Annotated in this window: 17 protein-coding genes; 6 read left to right on the top strand and 11 right to left on the bottom strand. The window is 69.8% G+C overall.

The window, feature by feature from the left end; genetic code table 11:
- Nucleotides 1–158: 158 nt before the first annotated feature.
- The 4 genes from ACZ6ZP_RS28500 to ACZ6ZP_RS28485 form a co-directional block, all read right to left on the bottom strand.
- Complete coding sequence (locus tag ACZ6ZP_RS28500) at nucleotides 159–1,859, bottom strand: acyl-CoA mutase large subunit family protein (protein WP_361473988.1); 1,701 nt, start codon at nucleotides 1,857–1,859, stop codon at nucleotides 159–161.
- Between the two features lie 83 nt (nucleotides 1,860–1,942).
- On the bottom strand, nucleotides 1,943–2,275 hold the full coding sequence (locus tag ACZ6ZP_RS28495) for a DUF3817 domain-containing protein (RefSeq protein WP_351163967.1): 333 nt from the start codon (nucleotides 2,273–2,275) through the stop codon (nucleotides 1,943–1,945).
- A 68-nt stretch (nucleotides 2,276–2,343) separates the two neighbouring features.
- Entirely contained in the window at nucleotides 2,344–2,853 is a 510-nt protein-coding gene (locus ACZ6ZP_RS28490; protein WP_351163966.1) for a MarR family winged helix-turn-helix transcriptional regulator, read from the bottom strand.
- A gap of 10 nt (nucleotides 2,854–2,863) precedes the next feature.
- Complete coding sequence (locus ACZ6ZP_RS28485) at nucleotides 2,864–4,171, bottom strand: MFS transporter (protein WP_469408865.1); 1,308 nt, start codon at nucleotides 4,169–4,171, stop codon at nucleotides 2,864–2,866.
- Between the two features lie 72 nt (nucleotides 4,172–4,243).
- Between ACZ6ZP_RS28485 and ACZ6ZP_RS28480 the strand changes: the two genes are divergently transcribed.
- A complete protein-coding gene (locus tag ACZ6ZP_RS28480) occupies nucleotides 4,244–5,227 on the top strand; it encodes an ArsR/SmtB family transcription factor (RefSeq protein WP_366463993.1) in 984 nt (327 codons plus the stop codon).
- Nucleotides 5,228–5,329: 102 nt separating this feature from the next.
- Complete coding sequence (locus tag ACZ6ZP_RS28475; RefSeq protein WP_361473997.1) at nucleotides 5,330–6,364, top strand: glycoside hydrolase family 6 protein; 1,035 nt, start codon at nucleotides 5,330–5,332, stop codon at nucleotides 6,362–6,364.
- A 21-nt stretch (nucleotides 6,365–6,385) separates the two neighbouring features.
- Here the strand turns inward: ACZ6ZP_RS28475 and glxA are convergent, their stop codons facing one another.
- The 7 genes from glxA to ACZ6ZP_RS28440 form a co-directional block, all read right to left on the bottom strand.
- Nucleotides 6,386–8,344 (bottom strand): radical copper oxidase GlxA, encoded by a 1,959-nt coding sequence (gene glxA, locus ACZ6ZP_RS28470; protein WP_469408861.1) that lies wholly within the window; start codon nucleotides 8,342–8,344, stop codon nucleotides 6,386–6,388.
- A 3-nt stretch (nucleotides 8,345–8,347) separates the two neighbouring features.
- Nucleotides 8,348–10,177 (bottom strand): glycosyltransferase family 2 protein, encoded by a 1,830-nt coding sequence (locus tag ACZ6ZP_RS28465; RefSeq protein WP_351163960.1) that lies wholly within the window; start codon nucleotides 10,175–10,177, stop codon nucleotides 8,348–8,350.
- Between the two features lie 1,248 nt (nucleotides 10,178–11,425).
- Nucleotides 11,426–12,058 (bottom strand): TetR/AcrR family transcriptional regulator, encoded by a 633-nt coding sequence (locus tag ACZ6ZP_RS28460; RefSeq protein ID WP_351163959.1) that lies wholly within the window; start codon nucleotides 12,056–12,058, stop codon nucleotides 11,426–11,428.
- Entirely contained in the window at nucleotides 12,055–12,738 is a 684-nt protein-coding gene (locus ACZ6ZP_RS28455; protein ID WP_469408859.1) for a DUF4166 domain-containing protein, read from the bottom strand. Before ACZ6ZP_RS28455 ends, ACZ6ZP_RS28460 begins: the two co-directional genes overlap by 4 nt.
- The gene (locus tag ACZ6ZP_RS28450) at nucleotides 12,738–13,430 is read right to left on the bottom strand and encodes a hypothetical protein (protein ID WP_469408857.1); all 693 of its coding nucleotides are present in this window, start codon (nucleotides 13,428–13,430) and stop codon (nucleotides 12,738–12,740) included. The genes ACZ6ZP_RS28455 and ACZ6ZP_RS28450 overlap by 1 nt, the downstream gene beginning before the upstream one ends.
- A gap of 150 nt (nucleotides 13,431–13,580) precedes the next feature.
- A complete protein-coding gene (locus tag ACZ6ZP_RS28445) occupies nucleotides 13,581–13,874 on the bottom strand; it encodes an MTH1187 family thiamine-binding protein (RefSeq protein ID WP_249587703.1) in 294 nt (97 codons plus the stop codon).
- Complete coding sequence (locus tag ACZ6ZP_RS28440) at nucleotides 13,871–14,215, bottom strand: DUF3817 domain-containing protein (RefSeq protein WP_351163955.1); 345 nt, start codon at nucleotides 14,213–14,215, stop codon at nucleotides 13,871–13,873. The genes ACZ6ZP_RS28445 and ACZ6ZP_RS28440 overlap by 4 nt, the downstream gene beginning before the upstream one ends.
- Nucleotides 14,216–14,382: 167 nt before the next feature.
- Here ACZ6ZP_RS28440 and ACZ6ZP_RS28435 point away from each other — a divergent pair, with 167 nt between their 5' ends.
- The 4 genes from ACZ6ZP_RS28435 to ACZ6ZP_RS28420 all read left to right on the top strand — a co-directional run bounded on the left by ACZ6ZP_RS28435 (nucleotide 14,383) and on the right by ACZ6ZP_RS28420 (nucleotide 17,067).
- Nucleotides 14,383–15,021, top strand: a complete 639-nt coding sequence (locus tag ACZ6ZP_RS28435) for an AIM24 family protein (RefSeq protein ID WP_469408856.1) — start codon at nucleotides 14,383–14,385, stop codon at nucleotides 15,019–15,021.
- Between the two features lies 1 nt (nucleotide 15,022).
- Nucleotides 15,023–15,673, top strand: a complete 651-nt coding sequence (locus ACZ6ZP_RS28430) for an AIM24 family protein (RefSeq protein WP_351163952.1) — start codon at nucleotides 15,023–15,025, stop codon at nucleotides 15,671–15,673.
- Between the two features lie 8 nt (nucleotides 15,674–15,681).
- The gene (locus ACZ6ZP_RS28425; protein WP_351164040.1) at nucleotides 15,682–16,470 is read left to right on the top strand and encodes an AIM24 family protein; all 789 of its coding nucleotides are present in this window, start codon (nucleotides 15,682–15,684) and stop codon (nucleotides 16,468–16,470) included.
- A 120-nt stretch (nucleotides 16,471–16,590) separates the two neighbouring features.
- Nucleotides 16,591–17,067, top strand: a complete 477-nt coding sequence (locus tag ACZ6ZP_RS28420) for a MarR family winged helix-turn-helix transcriptional regulator (protein WP_351163950.1) — start codon at nucleotides 16,591–16,593, stop codon at nucleotides 17,065–17,067.

Here is a 17,067-nt window from a genome sequence, read left to right as displayed (position 1 = left end):
ACGGGTTGACGGGCGGCGCCTACCCAGCCCCGTGCATCTGACACCCACAATTTTCAGCCGAGCTTTCCGGGGCGCCCGAGGGCGCCCCGAAGGGGCGCGGGGAACTGCGCGACCAGCCACGACGGCCCCGCAGATCCCACGCACCTCGAAGACCCGATCTAGAACCCCGGCGGCTCGGTATAGATCCCCCACTCGTCCCGCAGGGCGTTGCAGATCTCCCCCAGCGTCGCCTCCGCGCGGACCGCCTCCAGCATGGGGCCGATCATGTTCGACCCGTCGCGCGCAGCCGCCAGCATGGCGTCGAGCGAGGCCCGCACCCGAGCCTCGTCCCGTGCCACCTTGCGAGCACCGAGCACCTTGACCTGCTCCCGCTCCACCTCGTGAGAGACCCGCAGGATCTCCAGGTCGCCGGTGACGGAGCCATGGTGGACGTTGACGCCCACGACCCGCTTGTCGCCCTTCTCCAGGGACTGCTGGTACTGGAAGGCCGACTCGGCGATCTCGCCGGTGAACCAGCCGTCCTCGATGCCGCGCAGGATGCCGGAGGTGATGGGCCCGATGGGGTGCTCCCCGTTCGGGTGCGCCCTGCGCCCCCGCTCCTTGATCTGCTCGAAGATCTTCTCGGCGTCCGCCTCGATGCGGTCGGTGAGCTGCTCGACGTACCAGGAACCGCCCAGCGGGTCCGCCACATTGGCGACGCCCGTCTCCTCCATGAGCACCTGCTGCGTGCGCAGCGCGATCTCGGCGGCCTGCTCGCTCGGCAGCGCGAGCGTCTCGTCGAGGGCGTTCGTGTGCAGGGAGTTCGTGCCGCCGAGGACTGCGGAGAGCGCCTCGACAGCGGTGCGTACGACGTTGTTGTAGGGCTGCTGCGCCGTCAGCGAGACGCCCGCGGTCTGCGTGTGGAAGCGCAGCCACTGGGCCTTGTCGGTCTTCGCTCCGTACACGTCCCGCATCCAGCGGGCCCAGATGCGGCGGGCGGCGCGGAACTTCGCGATCTCCTCGAAGAAGTCCAGGTGCGCGTCGAAGAAGAAGCTGAGGCCGGGCGCGAAGACGTCCACGTCCATGCCGCGGCTCAGGCCCAGCTCGACGTACCCGAAGCCGTCGGCGAGCGTGTACGCGAGCTCCTGCGCGGCCGTCGCCCCGGCCTCGCGGATGTGGTACCCGGAGACCGACAGGGGCTTGTACGCGGGGATGTCGCGCGCGCAGTGCTCCATCAGGTCGCCGATCAGGCGCAGGTGCGGCTCGGGCTGGAAGAGCCACTCCTTCTGCGCGATGTACTCCTTGAAGATGTCCGTCTGGAGCGTGCCGTTCAGCAGGCCCGGGTCGATGCCCTGGCGCTCGGCGGCGACCAGGTACATGCAGAAGACGGGGACGGCGGGTCCGGAGATCGTCATCGACGTCGTGACGTCACCGAGCGGGATGTCCTTGAACAGGACCTCCATGTCGGCGGCCGAGTCGATGGCGACCCCGCAGTGCCCGACCTCGCCGAGGGACTGGGGCTCGTCGGAGTCCCGGCCCATCAGGGTCGGCATGTCGAAGGCCACGGAGAGACCGCCGCCGCCGTTGGCCAGGATCATCTTGTAGCGCTCGTTCGTCTGCTCGGCGTTGCCGAAGCCGGCGAACTGGCGGATGGTCCAGGTCCGGCCGCGGTAGCCGGTGGGGTGGAGTCCGCGGGTGAAGGGGTATTCGCCGGGCCATCCGATCCGCTCGAATCCCTCATAGGTGTCCCCGGGCCGCGGCCCGTAGACGGGCTCGACCGGGTCGCCGGAGAGCGTGGTGAAATCCGCGTCGCGCTTCTTCGCGGTGTCGTACCGGGCCTGCCAGCGACGGCGGCCCTCCTCGATGGCGTCAGCGTCCATGCTTCGAATTTACTTGGACGTCCTAGTAAATGTCGATGGCTGACCGCCACGGGTATCTCCGTGGCGGTGTTTCCGGGGCGGTGCTACGCCTTCGCGGTGGCCGGGGAGCCGTCGACGATCAGCGGCTCGACCTCGCGCACGACCTTGCGCTCGACGAAGAAGGCGGCCGTCGGGATCGTGCCCGAGACGAGCACCCACAACAGCTTGCCGAACGGCCACTTCGCCTTGGAGCCCAGGTCGAAGGCGAAGATCAGGTAGATGATGTAGAGGACGCCGTGGACCTGGGAGACGACCAGCGTCAGGCCCTCGCCCTTGTCGAAGCCGTACTTGAACACCATGCAGGTGCACAGCACGAGCAGCATGACGGCGGTGACATAGGCCATCACCCGGTAACGGGTCAGCACGGATCGCTTCATGCCTACGAGCGTATCGGCCCGTTTTGCGCGATCTTCCGGCGGCCCCGGCACGACCGGAACGCGCGGTTCTACTGCTCCTCGAAGTCCTCCGCCGCCACCCGGAGCGGCCGCAGCATCGCGAAGATCTCCGCGCACTCCTCGGCGTCGTACACCCCGAGCCCGAAGTCCATGGCCATCAGCTCGCGGGTGGCCGCCTCGACCACCTCGCGGCCCTTCTCCGTGATGGAGGCCAGGGTGCCGCGCCCGTCGTTCGGGTTGGGGCGCTTGTCGACCAGACCGGACCTGACCAGCCGGTCGACGGTGTTCGTGACGGACGTGGGGTGGACCATGAGCCGCTCGCCGATCTTGGACATCGGCAACTCGCCCGCCTGCGAGAACGTGAGCAGGACCAGCGCCTCGTACCGCGCGAAGGTCAGCCCGTACGGCTTGACGACCGCGTCGACCTCGGCGAGCAGGATCTGGTGCGCCCGCATGATCGAGGTGATCGCGCCCATGGCCGGTACGGATCCCCAGCGCTGCTTCCAGAGTTCGTCGGCGCGGGCGATGGGATCGAAGGGGAGGCTGAGCGGCTTCGGCACGCCAAAGACCTTACCCGCCGGTCACATGGTGGTCAGCCCCGTCTCGCGATTCGGTCGCCTGTTCCCGTAGGTTGGCGGGTTTGCCGTCGGCCGTACGCTGCGTGGCGCGGACCTCCGCGGCCAGGGCGAGGCAGCAGAGGGTGCCGAGCACGCCCGACGCCGTGACGACGGTGCTCACCGCGAAGAACTCCGCCGCGAGCCCGGCGAGCGCCATCCCGACCCCCTGGATCGTCATCAGCCCCGCCGTGTGCACGGTCATGGCCCGCCCGCGCAGTTCCTGGGGGACGGCGTCGACGAACCACCGGTCGACGCCCAGCGTGTACGCCGATCCGGCGCCGGCCAGCGCGAGGGCGAGCATTGCCCACAGGAGGCCGGGCGTGACGGCGTACACGGTGAGCGGCAGGAGCGTGAAGGAGACGAGCGGCAGGGCGATGCGGGCCCGGGTGGTCGCACGGAGCGCGGAGCCGACGTACAGCTCCGCCGCGATCGTGCCGACCGGCAGCGCGCACATCAGGAGTCCGACACCCGCGACGCCGACGCCGATCTGGTCCGCGTACGGAGCGGCGAGCGCCTCCGGGGCGACCATGAACATCGGCGGCGCCCAGAGAAGGAGCAGCAGCGACCGGATGCGCCGGTCGCCGAGCACCTGCCTGGCGCCGCTGAGCGAGTACTTCACCAGCGCCGAACCGGCGCCCCCGCGCGCGGGTCTGCGCCGGGTGCCGCACCGCAGGAGCAGCGCGGAGGCCGCGAACGTAGCGACGGTGATGAGGAGCGCGCCGCGCGGCGGTACGACGGTGAGCAGGACGCCGCCGAGCCCGAACCCGACGAGCACGGAGCTCTGCGAGACGATCCGGAGCAGGGAGCGCCCGAGGACGAACAGGTCACCGTCGCCGAGGATGTCGGTGAGGGTCGCCATCCGCGTGCCGTTGAACACCGGCGAGACGACGGCGATGACGCAGCGCAGCGCGAGCAGCCCGAGGACGGGTGTGGCGGGCAGCGCCATGAGGGCGGCGCAGCCGGCGCAGATCACGTCGCAGAGCACCAGGACCCGTCGCGGCGGGTAGCGGTCGGCGATCCCGGACAGCAGGGTGCCGCCGACGAGGTAGGGCAGCATCCCGAGCGCGAAGGTGAGCGCGCTGAGCAGCGGCGATCCGGTGAGCCCGTACACGAGCACGGTGAGCGCGACCTCGCTGACGACGATGCCGAGCAGGGAGAGGGCGTAGGCGAGGAAGACGGCACGGAACTCGCGGATCGTGAAGAGGCGGAGATAGCCGGTGGGTTCGGGGGCGTACGCCTCCGGGATGGGCTCGTCGGACATGTGCGCACCCTGCCCGCGCGGGTGCCCGCCGCCCTAGAGTTTCGGCTCCAGGCGAATCATGGGGGTGGGGGCGTGGCGGACCGGTTGTATTTCGGGCCGGACGATCTGTTGCGGTGCCGGTTCGCCGTGTCGCCGCTGTGGGAGACGCAGGAGGCCGTGCGCACCCTGAAGCGGCCCGACCGGCACGGCTACCACCCGCAGTGGCTCCGGCGCATCCGCGCCGCGAGTGCCGGGCTCGACCTGCGGGCGCTGTGGCTGCTGATGCCGCAGCGCGGGTACAGCCCCGACTTCATCGGCCCTCCCCCCATCGGTCCCGCCGCCACCTTCGAGGAGGAGATCGAGGCGGTGCGCGCGGCCGACCCCGAAGCAGCGCGGCAGGAGCTGGCGCGGGCGCTGGCCTCCACCCCGGGGGCCGCCGAATCTCCGCAGGGGCGGGCGCTGCTGGCCGATCCCGCGCGTGCGGTACGGGAGCTCGCCGATGCCATGGAGGCGGCCTGGCGCACCCTCGTCGAGCCGGACTGGCCCCGGCTGCGCGCGCTCCTGGAGGCGGACGTCGCCTTCCATTCGCGGCGGCTCGCGGAGGTCGGCCTCGGCGCGCTTGTCGCCGAGCTGGATCCGCGGTTCACCTGGGACGCGGAGACGCTGACCGTCGCCCGGCCCGCCGACCATGTGCGGCATCTGGCCGGTGAGGGCCTGGTCCTGATGCCCAGCGTCTTCACCTGGCCCGACGTGGTGGGCGGCCACGAACCGCCCTGGCAGCCGACCCTGGCCTATCCGGCCCGCGGCATCGGCGGCCTGTGGACCGAGCCGAGCGAACGCACCTCCGAGGCGCTCGTACGGCTCCTGGGGCGGGGCAGGGCGACCGTCCTGGCCGCGCTCACCGACCCGGCCACCACCTCGGCCCTGGCGCACCGCCTGGGGCTCGCCCCCTCCTCGGTCTCCGCTCATCTCGGCGCCCTGCGCGGCGCGGGGCTGCTGGTGTCGCGGCGGTACGGGCATCAGGTGCTCTACGAGCGCACTCCGCTCGGCATCGCACTGGCGAGCGGGGGCGGCTGACGGGGCCGGTCCGGGGCCATCGGGGGTGATCCGGTGTCGTAACCAAGGGCGATTGGCCCGTTATGTAACGATTGGCCGGTCACCGTCGCCCAAGGGGGCTGGATGCACCGGCTGCTCCGCACATTCACCGCACTCACGGCCCTCACGGCCCTCGGGCTCACGGCAGGGTGCTCGTCCGACTCCGGCGCCAAGGGCAAGGAGAAGGCGGCGGCGGCCGAGACCGGCCCCTCCTCCGAGGCCGCGAAGAAGGCCCCGCAGAGCGCCTTCTGGGTCGACCCGCAGAGCGCCGCCGCCCGGCAGGTCAGGCAGTGGGAGCAGGAGGGCCGCACCCAGGACGCCGACGCGCTGAAGCGGATCTCCGAGCAGCCCATGGCCGTATGGCCCGCGGGCGACGACCCGGTGCCGGACATCAAGGCGGCCGTCGACGGCGCCGCGCAGGGCGACCGCACCGCCGTGCTCGTCGCGTACAACATCCCGCACCGCGACTGCGGCCAGCACTCCGCGGGCGGCGCGCAGAGCTCGGACTTCTACCGGCAGTGGATCGACAAGTTCGCGGGCACCATCGGCGACAGCCGGGCCGTCGTCGTCCTGGAGCCGGACGCGATCCCGCACATCGTGGACGGCTGCACCCCCGCCGAGTACCACGCCGAGCGCTACCAGCTGCTCTCCCAGGCCATCCAGCGGCTCAAGCAGCAGCCCAAGGTGAAGGTCTACCTGGACGCGGGCAACCCGGGCTGGATCAGCGAGGCGGGCAAGCTCGCCGAGCCGCTCAAGCAGGCGGGCATCGCCCGGGCCGACGGCTTCTCGCTGAACGTGTCGAACTTCCAGGACGACGCCACCATCAAGGCGTACGGCCGCGGCCTGTCGGGGATCGTCGGCGGCAAGCACTTCGTGATGGACACCAGCCGCAACGGCAAGGGGCCGCTCGCCGGCGACCGGCAGGACGCCTGGTGCAATCCGCCAGGACGCGGCCTGGGCACCCCGCCCACGGACAGGACCGGTGACGCGCTGCTCGACGCGGTCCTGTGGATCAAGCGGCCCGGCGACTCGGACGGCCCGTGCCGGGGCGGCCCGGCGGCGGGCCAGTGGTGGCCCGACTACGCGCTCGGCCTCGCGCGCAACGCCAAGGACGCCTGAGCAACTGGCTTGCGCGTACCGCTACTTCACGTGAATCCACTTCGCCTCGGACGACGTGCCGTCCTGGTCCGTCACGAACAGCATGTACCAGCCCGGCGGCACCAGCGCGGTGTCGCCCTTGGGCACGTCCACCGTCACCTCGCCCTTGCCCTTGGTGAGTTCGAGCGCGATGGACCGCTGCTCGACGTCCGTCGTGTGCGTCACCGCGCTGGGACGCATCAGACGGGCCGATGCGATCTTCTCCGGGGTCTTGGTCCGGAACGTCGCGCGGCCGTCCGCCGCCAGCTCCTGCGGACCCTCGCCCAGGACCGGGCGGTTGTTGCCCGCCTTGTGCAGCGTGGGGGGCGTGAAGACCTCCATGCGCTGCTCGAAGTGGCCGAGCTTGGTGTTCTGATCGTTGTCGTAGAGCGGGTCGGAGCCGAACGTGACGACCCGGCCGTCGGGCAGGAGCAGCGCCTCGGAGTGGTAGTTGCGGCCCACCTTGGGGGACGCCGCCGAGCGGAAGCTGTTCGTCTTGGGGTCGTAGAACTGCGCCTTGAGGATGTTGCTGCCGCCGCGGCCCCGGTAGTCCTTGGAGCCGTTGGACGTGAACACCGAGTCGTCCGGCAGGATCACGCTGTTCAAGTAGCGCGTGCCCTGCGGGAGTTCGGGCCCCGTCTTGAAGGCGGGGCTCTTCTCCTTGAGGTCCACGACGGCCGTGCGCCGGGTCGCCTTGTCGGACTCGCCGACACCTCCGCCGCCCAGGATCATCACCTTCTGGTCCTGCGCCGGGGGCAGCAGGAGGGAGGCGGACGTCTCGGTCTGGTCGAGGTCGACGAGGCCGGGGATCTTCTCGAACTTGTTGGTCTTCAGGTCCCACAGACCGGGGTCACGGCCCTTGTCGGCGGGCCCGTAGCCCGCGTTCGAGGCCGGGTAGAAGAGCTTGCCGCCCTTGGTGAGGAAGAGCGCGGGGTACGTCGGGAAGTAGCGCTTGGGACCGTCGGTCCACTTCTTGGTCTTCGGGTCGTAGATCTCGTTGTCGCCCGGGTCGATCATGCCCACGTCGTCGAGGCCGGAGACCGCGAGCACCTTGCCGTCGTCGAGACCGACGAGCGTGGGGTACCAGCGGGCCTTCTCCATCGGCTCCACGGGGACGTACTTCTCGGCCTTGGGGTCGAACTCGTACGCCGCCTTGATCCCCTGGAAGTCCTGCTTGTCCATGGTGATCTTCTCGGCGATCCCGTACGCGTTGTCCGCCGCCTTGCCGGTGAGGCCCTCGATCTCGTACTGCGCGGACTTCTCCGTGACGAACTCGTCGCCGTCCCCCACGGCTTCCACGAAGACACGTGACTCGCTCGCCTTGACCGTGGTCTTCCACGGCTGCATCACACCGGACTTGGAATACGTGATCTTGTAGTCCCGCTTGGCCTTGGGGACGTTGACGTCGAACTTGCTCACGTACTCGATGCCCGACGGCGAGCGGAACCGGGTGCCCTTCTTCAGGACGATGGCCTTGTCGGGGTTCTCGTTCTTGACGCGCATGCCGCCGCCGGCCCGGTTGACCTCGCCGTCCAGGAGTTCGTAGCGCGCCGTGCCGCCCGCCACCAGGAGGCGGCCGTCGGGGAGTTGGGCGTGGCCCGAGCAGAAGAAGTCCTCCGGGGTCCTGACCTTCTTGAAGGTGTCCGTCTTCGGGTCCCAGAGGATCGTGTCGAACGACCCCTTGTCGAACTTCTTCTGTTCGTTCCCCGAGCCCGCGACGATCAGGACCTTGCCGGTGTGCAGGAGGGCCGCGTGGATGGCGTTGGTGCGGAACTCCTCGGGGATGCCGATCTGTTTCCAGGAGCCGTACTTCGCCTTGTAGCCGGGCTGCGCGATCTTGTACGCGTAGTACCTCTCCTCGGCGAAGGAGAGCGCCGCCGGTGCGTTGAGTCCGACGAGCAGCGCGCCCGCCCCGACTCCGAGGAGTGTCTTCTTCGTCCGCTGCGAGGGCCGGTAGGCCATGGGTCAGTTCCCTCCTGTCGTCGTACCGGTGGCGAACGCCGGCTCCGGCTCGCCGTCCGCGCCCGCGGCGCCGAGGCCTTCCGCGTCTTCCCTGCCGCGCTGCCGCGCCCGCTGCCGGGCCTCGCCGCGCGCCGTGCTCTTCCTGCGCTCCTTGACCAGCGAGAAGCTCCAGATCGCTATCGGGGCGAGCGAGATGACCATCGCCAGTACGGCCCAGGTGCGCATCGCCACATGGGTGTGGCCGAGCACGAACGAGGCGACCAGCGAGCTGGCGAGGACCGCCGCCCAGAAGAGATGGATCCGGAAGGTGAGCACCCGGTCCGGGCTGGCGTCGCCGCCCTTGGGGGTGACCACGAAGCGGCTCGGGCGGCGCAGGACGGCGGCGCCGAGCGACTTGGCGTAGATGGGCGCGGAGAGCGCGGACATCGCCATGCCCGCGAGGCCTCCGGAGCCTTCCGGTTCGTGCGGGGAGACGTTGTGGCGGCGGTTCCAGAGATACAGACCGACCTGGAGCGCGGCCGCGTCGCTGTAGAGCATCAGCCAGACGGACGCGGCGACCTGGGTCCCGGACGCGCCGAACCAGAGGAACAGCACACAGCTCAGCACGCCGAGCAGCCAGTTGACGGCCGTCATGGGGTAGTAGACGAGCATCATCGTGTACGAGAAGAGACGGCCGGGCGGCATCGTGAACGGCGCCTTCCAGTACTGCTTGAACAGCGTCTCGTAGGTCCCGCGCGACCAGCGCATCTGCTGGGTGAAGAAGTCCGTCCAGGAGGCGGGGCCCTCGCCGACGGCGAGCACGTCCGGGGTGTAGACGGACCGCCAGTGCTTCCTGGTGACGGGGTTCTTGTGACGGTGCAGCTCGAAGCCGGTCGCCATGTCCTCGGTGATGGAGTCGTACAGGCCGCCGATCTGGCGGAGCGCCTGGATGCGTACGACGTTGTTGGTGCCGACGAACATGGGGGCGCGGTAGCAGTTGCCCGCGCGCTGGATCAGGGCGTGGAAGAGGAACTGCTGGGACTCGGCGGCCTTGGTGACGGGTGAGTCGTAGTTCCCGTAGACCTGCGGCCCGACGACGAACGCGACGTCCTCGTCCCTGAAGTACCCCATCATCCGCTCCAGGAAGTTGGGCAGGGGGACGTGGTCGGTGTCCACGGAGGCGAAGAAGTCGTAGTCGCCGCCGTGCATGGCGAGCCAGGCGTTGTAGTTGCCGTGCTTGGTGCGGGCCTTGTGGACGCCCTTCTTGCGGTTCCACTCGGGGACGCCGTTGCGGGTGAAGTGGCGTACGTCGAGCTCGACGCAGAGGGCTTTGGCGTCCTCGTCGTCGCCCTCGTCCAGGAGCCAGACGTCGAGGGGCCCGGTGTGGTGTATGCCCTTCGCGCCCTCGAGGGTGGCGCGGACCATGCTGAGGGGTTCCTTGCCCGGGACGTACGTCGTGAGGAAGGCGACGCGGGTGCCGGGTTCGGGGGTGACCGGTATCGGGTCCCTCGCCACCATCGTCGCGTGGGCGATCGAGATGACGTTGATGAGCATGAAGAGCTCGATGAGCCCGATCGCCACGAGCATCGTGATGTCGAGGCCGATGAGCCAGCGGTCGGCGCCCTCGCGTTCCGTCCAGTGGGTGGGCCAGACGAGATAGACGAGGAGGAGTCCGGTGAGGACGGGCGCGAGCGTCATGAGGATGACGGCCCGTATTCGGTGGGGCTCGCGGGAGAGAAGCTTGTTGTACTGCACCCGATAGCGATCGCTGCCGCCGCCGTCGCCTGGCTCCGGCTCTGTGAGCGGACCGGCGAGTGTGCTGTGGGTGTCGTAGTCGTAGCCCTCCGGCCGCACGGTGCCCTCCAGGTCTTGGGTGATCTGGCTCTGGCAGGTTCAGGTGCGAACAAGCCGATACCCACACAAAAGGGGAGTTTCCCCGGCGTGTCGAACCGGATGCGTCCGTGCGAGCGGTTTTAGGGTGAACGGTTTGACTGGGGTTGCGGTACGGAGACGCGACTGCTGGGGGCTGGGGGCGGCGTGGGGGCTGGATCGTCTGGGGGGGCGGCTGGCGCGCGGCGGGGCTGGAGCGGCTGAGGGACGGTTGGCGCGCGATGGGGCTGGACCGGCTGAGGGACGTGGTGCGGGGCTGCGGGGCTCGACCGGCTGAGGGACGGTTGGCGTGCGGCGGGGCTCGACCGGCTGAGGGACGGTTGGCGTGCGGCGGGGCTGGACCGGCTGAGGGACGTGGTGCGGGGCTGCGGGGCTCGACCGCCTGAGGGACAGCTGGCGCGCGACGGGGCTCGTCTGCCTGCGGGCCGTCGTGCGGGGCTGCGGGGGCGGACCGGCTGAGGGACGGCTGGCGCGCGATGGGGCTGGACCGGCTGAGGGACGTGGTGCAGGGCTGCGGGGCTCGACCGGCTTAGGGACGGTTGGCGTACGGCGGGGCTGGACCGCCTGAGGGACGGCTGGCGCGCGACGGGGCTCGTCTGCCTGCGGGCCGTCGTGCGGGGCTGCGGGGCGACTCCGTGTGTGGGTGCGGTGCCGCGCCGGTATGTCCGTCCTCGCTATCGTCCGGTGGCCCCATGGGTACTTCGGCACCGGAGCGCCGCGAACCGTGCTCCGGGCGGACATACCGGCACGTCCCCTCCCGAGCGCTCCCGACTGCGGATGCTCAGGGCCAATCTCCCTACCCACCCCTGCCCCTACGCTCTTCGCCCACCCCCGACTTGCACGTTCCCATCCACCCTCGACCTGCGCGCCCCGAACCCACCCCGGCAACGCACGTTCCCCACCCACCCCCGACCTGTGCGCCCCGAACCCACCCCGGCCCGCACATTCCCCACCCACCCCCGACCTGTGCGCTCCAAACCCACCCCGGCCCGCACATTCCCCACCCACCCCGGCGCGTACATTCCCCACCCACCCGTCACGCAGATCACCCGCCCACCCACCCACTCATCCCTTGTCGCCGCGGGGTAATCGGGTGGGTGGGCGGGAAAGGCCTGTTCGTCGCGGGCGAGGCTGCGGGGTTTCGGGCGGGTGGGTGGGAGAGGTCCTTTCGGCAGCGCAACTGCCGGGGGCGGGCCCACCCGGGGGCAAGGGCTAGGGGCGCGCAACCCGCCGTAGGCGATGACGCATGGCCCGCTGCGCAAGCGGTCCCAGCTCCTCAACCGCCGCCACCAGAATGGACAGTTGCTCCAGAGCGTCCAGCGCCCTGCCCGCCCCCTCCGCATCAACCCCCTCGTACAGCTCGATCCCCACGAAGGACGCCGCCACCGCCCGCGCAAGCCCCGCGGGATCCGCGAACTCCCCCAGCGGCGTCGCCGAGAAGACCCGGATCAGGACCTTCTCGATCTCCTCGATCCACAGGGCGAGACCCGCCGCCGTGGCGGGGGCGAGCCGAGGCTGCGTCTGCGCCCCGGCGAGCAGCTGGCCGAGGACCGCGACATGCCCCGCGGCCCGCTCCTCCTCGTGCATCTCCCGCCCGAATTCCAGGAGTTCGGCCAGCGAGGACACCGCGTCGAGCCGCTCCCGGTAGCGGGACACCCGCTGCTCCGAGCCATGGCGGCAGGCCGCCGCGAGAAGCTCGTCGACCGACCCGAAGTGGTAGAAGACCAGCGCCTGGTTGACCCCGGCGGCAGCCGCGATCGTGCGCGCGGACGTCTTCGCGATGCCCTGCTCCGTCAGCGTACGCAGCGCCCCTTCGAGGAGCTTCTCCTTCGTGTCGGCGCTCACGCCCTCGCCTCCTCGCGCAGGGGCCGCAGCCCAGGCCGCACACCACGGCTCCGGACGTCCGCGTACTCCGCCGCGAAGGAACCCTCGTACCCGAACAGCGGCCCGAAGTACCGGTTCACCACCCGGACCTGGATACGGAAGCGCCCCGTGGAGTCGTCGTAGGACTCCCGCACCTCGGCGTCGCCCCCGATCAGTTCGGGCACCCGGACATCCACCGGCCCCTCCCGGAAGCGGTGCTCCCCGGAGCGGATCAGCAGGGAGCCGTCCGGCTCGGCCCGGAGGTGGAGGTCGCTCGCCAGGTGTTGGTGAGTGCCGAGGTAATCGAAAATGCGGTCGCCCTGGGGGCCGAGGACCATCTGGGCGTCGAAGCGGCGCGAGCGGCCGGGCAGATCGAAGGTGCGCACGAAGCTCACCGTCTCACGGCCGAACGTGTCGGTGTACGGGACGTTCTCGATGGTGAAAGGGACGTGGCGTCCCCCGCGCGGGACGAGGATGTTGCGGGTGCCGCCCGCCGCCAGGAACGGCTTCACGAATCCCGCGCCGTGCCAGATGCGGTCCATGACGCCCCTGCCGGTGCACGCCTCGCCGCTGGCCAGCCCCACGGAGAAGCGGCGGCGCAGCTGGGGGTGCAGGCGGTCGAAGTCGGGGCCCATCACCGTACGGAAGATCGACGCCTGCATCACCGCTCCTGGAGGGTCGCCAGAACGCGCGGCGCACGCGTGCGTGCCGGTGGGGTCCGCAGGCAGCGGCGCGCCGCCGGTGTCGTCGGCAGGGGCGGCAGGACGAAGGCGAGCGCCAGCGCCGCGAGCGCCACCATCGGCGCGGCGACGACGGCCATGAGCACGCACCCGACGCGCACCGCCACTTCGGCCAGCGCGTGCAGCAGCTGCCGCTCGGGAGTGATCCCGCGCTCCAGCCAGAGCCGCAGCCGGTCGAAGGACCAGGCCGTGGCCCACCCCATCAGGGGGCGGAACAGAACCCGGTCGGCGAGCGCGCCGAAGCGGCCCCAGCGCGGCCGGTAGTCGTAGCCGGTGAGGAAGCGGATGCCGCCGTCCGGGGCGGGGACGTAACGCCAGTAGCCCGAGCCCTCCTGGAGGAGCGACAGCGGGTGCGGCGAGGAGAAGCGCAGTGCCGACGTCCTGGTGCCGTCCGCGCGGCGCTTCTCGCCGGCGGAGATCCCGGTGCCCGCGATGGTGAGGAAGGGCAGTACGCGCGTGCCGTACCGGAAGTGCCGCGGCTCCCCCGGCACCTGCGGGAGGTAGTCGATCGCGGTGAAGCGGAGGTCCCAGCGCTGGTGCTGGGACGGCTCCTGCGTGCGCGCCCAGAGCTCGTCGATGTCGGCGTCTATGCGTGCTTCGACATACAAGCTCACGACATACCCCCAGGTCAGTGCAGTTTTGAGCGACTGCTTAAGGAGATCGTAGGTATTTTTGAGCGGTCGCTCAAGTCCGCGAGCGACAAGAAGCCCCCACCGGATACCGGCGGGGGCTCTTCGCAGTGCGGGGGCGGCTGCTACTGGCGACTACTCGGAGAGGTGCCGCTCCACCGTCTCGACCTTCGACGTCATCCCGTCCGTCACCCCGGGGCGGATGTCCGCCTTCATGACGACGGAGACACGCGGCGCCCGCGCCTCGACCGCGGCGACGGCGCGCTTGACGACGTCCATCACCTCGTCCCACTCGCCCTCGACGGACGTGAACATCGCGTCGGTCCGGTTGGGCAGGCCGGATTCACGGACGACGCGGACCGCGTCGGCGACGTACTCACCGACGTCCTCGCCGACGCCCAGCGGGGTCACGGAGAAGGCGACGATCATGCGCTCACGACACCTTCGCGGCGGGCGCGCGACGCGATCACGGCGGCCTCGGCCTCACGCTTCAGCTTCCGCTCGGCGAAGAAACCACCGGCCGGCAGGACGGAGAGGACGAAGTAGAGGGCGGCCGTCTTCACGTTCCACTTCGTGCGGTTCCAGGCGTCGAGCCAGAAGAGCACGTACAGGATGAAGAGCACGCCGTGGACCATGCCCATCACCGGCACGGCATTGAATTCCGTGGTCCGCTTGAGCACCGAGCAGATGATCAGGAGCAGGAAGGAGACGGCCTCGGGGGCCGAGACCAGACGGAGGCGGCGGAGTGCGGAAGCGGTCTTGATGTCCACGGATCACCTTCGGTGTGAGGCGGGAGCGAGGGGCGGGGCCGCTCGACGGCATTGATCTTGTGAATGCGCGCACAAGCGACCCCCATTGTGACATCGGGGTGTTCTCGGGGTTCGCTCAGGGGCCGTTGCCCTGTTCCGACCGCATATCCGACGGCTACCGTCGATACGTGACAACGTTCCGACTGCAAGGCAGCAGGGTGCTCGCCGTGGACATGTCCGGCGACGCCGTCAAGGCGAAGAACGGCTCGATGGTCGCGTACGACGGCCAGATGGCCTTCAAAAAGATGACCGGCGGCGGCGAGGGCATCCGGGGGATGATGACCCGCCGCCTCACCGGCGAGCAGATGACGGTGATGGAGGTGAAGGGGCACGGCACCTGCTGGTTCGCCGACCGCGCCACGGAGATCAACCTCGTGGAGCTGCGCGGCGAGACGCTCTTTGTCGAGTCCGGCAATCTCCTGTGCACGGACGCGGGCCTGCGCACCGGCACCCACTTCACGGGCGTGCGCGGCGCCTCGCAGGGCAACGGCCTGTTCACCACGACCGTCGAGGGCTCAGGCCAGGCGGCGATCATGTCCGACGGCCCCGCGGTGGTGCTCCGCGTGAGCCGGCAGTATCCCCTGACGGTGGACCCGGGCGCGTATGTCGCCCACCAAGGAGACCTCCGGCAGAACCTCCAGTCGGGCGTCACCTTCCGTACGCTGCTGGGCGAGGGCGGCGGCGAGGCCTTCCAGATCCGCTTCGAGGGCGAGGGACTCGTGTACGTCCAGCCCAGCGAGCGGAACACGATCGCGGGGGACGTCTGACATGCCCTTCCGAGAGATCAACTCGAAGATGGTCGAGGCGACGGTCCTTCCGGGCCAGCGCCTGTTCAGCCAGCGCGGCGCCATGCTGGCGTACAAGGGAGACGTCGCGTTCACTCCGAACGTCCAGGGCGGGCAGGGCGGCCTGGCCTCCATGATCGGGCGCCGGGTCGCCAACGAGGCGACACCCCTGATGACCGTCGAGGGCAGCGGCACCGTCCTCTTCGGGCACGGCGGCCACCACATCCAGGTGATCAGCCTCACCGGAGACACCCTCTACGTGGAGGCGGACCGCCTGCTCGCCTTCGACGGGACGCTCCAGCAGGGCACGATGTTCATGGGCTCGCAGGGCGGCGTCATGGGCATGGTGCGCGGACAGGTCACAGGACAGGGTCTGTTCACCACCACCCTCAAGGGGCAGGGCGCGGTCGCCGTCATGGCGCACGGCGGCGTCATCGAGGTGCCGATCACCCCGCAGCGCCCGGTCCATGTCGACCCGCAGGCGTATGTGGCGCACCACGGCGACGTGCGCAACAAGCTCTCCACGGCGCTCGGCTGGCGCGACATGGTGGGGCGGGGCTCGGGCGAGGCGTTCCAGCTGGAGCTGTCCGGAAGCGGTGCGGTGTACGTCCAGGCGTCGGAGGAGAAGCTGTGAACCCCTCAATGCCTGTGGGAGCGCCCGCGGTCCTCGACCCGATGACGCTGCCGAGCGACGACAGCGTGAACGCGTACACCTTCTGCGTGGAGCTCAGGGGAAGCCAGTGGTTCCTGCAGAAGGGGAAAATGATCGCCTATTACGGGTCGATCGAGTTCAACGGCATCGGGCACGGCCGCCTGGACCGCCTGGTGCGCACGAGTTTCCATTCGCCGCTGCACGCGAGCGACTGGGTGGTGGCCGACGGCCAGGGCAAGATGCTCCTCGCCGACCGGGCCTTCGACGTGAATTCGTACGACCTCGAAGACGGCAACCTCACCATTCGCTCGGGCAACCTCCTCGCTTTTCAGCCAACTCTCGCGCTGAAGCAATCCATTGTTCCGGGCTTTCTGACCCTGATCGGAACCGGAAAGTTCGTGGCCGCGTCGAACGGCCCGGTGGTGTTCATGGAGCCGCCGATCCGGGTGGATCCACAGGCCCTGGTGGGCTGGGCCGACTGCCCCTCGCCCTGCCATCACTACGACCACGGATATCTGACCGGAGTCATCGGGGGCGTACGGGCACTGACCGGGATCGGGGGAACCTCAGGGGAGGAGCACCAGTTCGAGTTCGTGGGGGCGGGCACCGTGCTTCTGCAGTCCTCGGAGGCGCTCATGACCGAGCAGGCGACGGGTGCGGTGCCGCAGCAGGCGGGCGTGCCGGGCGGCCAGGGCGCACCGGGTCAGCACGGCCAGCAGCCAGGACAACCGCGCCTTCCCGGACAACTGGGGGACCTCCAGCGTCGCTTCGGCCTGTGAGCGGTAGTCTGCGGAGTGTGACGGCGAACGCCTGTGCCCCTCTGTCACCTGGGGGGTGAGAGGCGCGTGTCACACACCGACATTCGTTCACCTTTCAACTTCTTAGGTAGAATCGATTCCATGGAGACCGATACGGCCCCGCAGTGGCTGACCAACGAGGAACAGTGCGCCTGGCGCACCCACGTGGAGGTCAACAGGATGCTGACATATCAGCTCGAGAAAGACCTCCAGCCGTTCAACCTGACCATGAACGACTACGACATCCTCGTGCATCTCTCCGAATCGGAAGAGAAGCGGATGCGTATGAGCGATCTCGCGGCCGCCACACTGCAGTCCAAGAGCCGCCTGTCCCATCAGATCACCCGTATGGAGAACGCGGGCCTGGTCCGCCGGGAGAACTGCGAGTCCGACCGGCGCGGGCTCTACACCGTGCTCACGGACGAGGGCATGGAGACCATGCAGCGGGTCGCCCCGCACCACGTGGCCTCGGTCCGCCGGCACTTCGTCGACCTGATCTCACCCGAGGCGCTCGGCGAACTCCACAAGGCCCTGACCCCGATCGCGGAACACCTCCGCGCCCAGCGGGGCAAGCCCTGA

This window comes from Streptomyces sp. NPDC054047 (assembly GCF_055585065.1).
This window is presented reverse-complemented; position numbering and strand designations above follow the sequence as displayed.